Source organism: Undibacterium sp. Ren11W (genome assembly GCF_049340485.1).
In the GTDB taxonomy this organism is placed as follows: Bacteria; Pseudomonadota; Gammaproteobacteria; order Burkholderiales; family Burkholderiaceae_D; genus Undibacterium.
Window position 1 is genome coordinate 1 of the sequence record NZ_JBMPPB010000023.1, and the last position, 1,188, is coordinate 1,188.

The 1,188-nt window shown below is 58.8% G+C and carries 1 pseudogene; it reads right to left on the reverse strand.

Annotation, left to right across the window (positions count from 1 at the left end):
- Positions 1-1,188 (reverse strand): annotated as a pseudogene (locus ACO0K8_RS22285) (hypothetical protein); the annotation flags it as partial.

A 1,188-nucleotide genomic window follows, 5' to 3' on the forward strand; every position in this document is an offset into this window, starting at 1 on the left:
TCGCACTGTCTATGCCTGGGGCGGAGACATTGCCAGCCTGGTCGGTGACGGTAGCGCTGACCGACAAGGTCGCGCCTTCAGCCGGTTTCGCAACCGTGCTGCTGTAGGTGCCCGCTGTGATTTCTGCTGCGGTTAAGACATGGCTTTGCGGAGTAGTACCGTCGGTGATCGTCAGCGTATCACCTGCTTTAGCCGTACCTGGCAAAGCCACTGTGACTGCCACTGTCGTTGCTGCACCGAGTTCTGTTTTACTGATCAGACCGTCGTTGTTGCTGTCGGTCGTGATGGTGATCGTTGGTGCGGCCGTCGCAGTCGTGTCCAAAGTCGCACTGTCTGTGCCTGGGGCGGAGACATTGCCAGCCTGGTCGGTGACCGTTGCTGTGACGGTTAAATTAGCGCCTTCTGCCGGTTTGGCAACCGTTGTGCTGTAGGTGCCCGCTGTGATTTCTGCGGCCGTTAAGACGTGGCTTTGCGGAGTCGTGCCATCGGTGATCGTCAGGGTGTCACCTGCCTTCGCGGTACCTGGCAAGGCGACTGTGACTGCCACTGTCGTTGCCGCACCGAGTTCTGTTTTACTGATCAGGCCGTCGTTGTTGCTGTCGGTCGTGATGGTAATCGTCGGCGCTGCCGTGGCCGTTGTGTCCAGTACGGCACTGTCTGTGCCTGGGGCGGAGACATTGCCAGCTTGGTCGGTGACCGTTGCTGTGACCGTTAAATTAGCGCCTTCCGCTGGTTTCGCAACCGTGCTGCTATACGTACCAGCCGTGATTTCTGCGGCCGTTAAGACATGGCTTTGCGGAGTGGTGCCGTCGGTGATCGTCAGGGTGTCACCTGCTTTAGCCGTACCTGGCAAAGCCACTGTGACTGCCACTGTGGTGGCTGCGCCCAGTTCTGTTTTACTGATCAGGCCATCGTTGTTGCTGTCGGTCGTGATGGTGATCGTCGGCGCTGCTGTGGCCGTTGTGTCTAGCACTGCACTGTCTGTGCCTGGGGCGGAGACATTGCCAGCTTGGTCGGTGACCGTTGCTGTGACCGCTAAATTAGCGCCTTCCGCTGGTTTGGCAACCGTGCTGCTATACGTACCAGCGGTGATTTCTGCGGCGGTCAAGACATGGCTTTGCGGAGTCGTGCCGTCGGTGATCGTCAGCGTATCACCTGCTTTAGCCGTACCTGGCAAGGCGACTGTGA